Source organism: Nonomuraea sp. MG754425 (assembly GCF_021699195.1).
GTDB lineage: Bacteria > Actinomycetota > Actinomycetes > Streptosporangiales > Streptosporangiaceae > Nonomuraea.
Window position 1 is genome coordinate 1 of the sequence record NZ_SSXE01000453.1, and the last position, 811, is coordinate 811.

The 811-nt window shown below is 71.1% G+C and carries 1 protein-coding gene; it reads right to left on the minus strand.

The window, feature by feature from the left end; all coding sequences use genetic code 11:
• Nucleotides 1-811: glycoside hydrolase family 16 protein (locus FAF44_RS53440; RefSeq protein ID WP_237111158.1), on the minus strand; the 811-nt coding region annotated here is incomplete at both ends.

An 811-nucleotide genomic window follows, 5' to 3' on the forward strand; every position in this document is an offset into this window, starting at 1 on the left:
GGTTGGGGACGGTGTCCTTGAAGGCCGTGCCGGCGGCGCGCAGGGCCGCGACGCGGCTGAGCACGCCGGCGGGCGCGACGACCTCGTTCTTGCTGTGGTAGAGGTAGTCGACCTGCTGCCGGTACGTACGGGTCCCGCTCACGCCGTTCTGCAACTCGATGAACCACTGGTTGAACATGATCCACATCGGCGTCTCGGGGTAGTAGATGTCCCCGTGGTCGGCGAACAGGCGGCCGTCCACGTAGTACTTGATCCGGCCGCCCGAGACCTGGATGACGAGGTCGTGCCAGCCCGCGAAGCTGGTCCGCTCGGCGGTGTGGGTGTTGACGGCCTGCCACGGGTCGGCCTGGTAGGTCTCCCAGCTCGTCGTGTACAGGATGTTCGACGGCTCGCCCCAGCCGCCGTTCGGCAGGTACTCGAAGTCCAGCTCGCCGTAGTCGGGGTCCAGGTTGAAGCGCAGCGGGGTGATGGTGAAGAACGTCTGCACCACGTGCTCGCCGTCGGGGCCGCTGGTCGGGGCGTCGCTGAAGCGCACCCGGGCGGCGTAGGTGCCCTCGCGGAACTTGCGGTTCGCGGTGGACAGCTCGGTCTGCACGGTGCCGCCGGCGGTGCCGTCCGTGGTGGAGTCGAGCGTCAGCAGGCCGCCGGGGAACGAGACGGCCGCGGGCGACCAGGTGGCGCCGGGCACGCCGGGGCCGCCCGAGCTGGAGCGGACCGTCCAGCCGCGCTGGGCGAGGAGCGGGTCGCCGGAGCCGGAGTAGGTGAAGTCGTCGAACAGCTCGCCCGCGCCGCCGGGCGGGTCGGTCGGGGG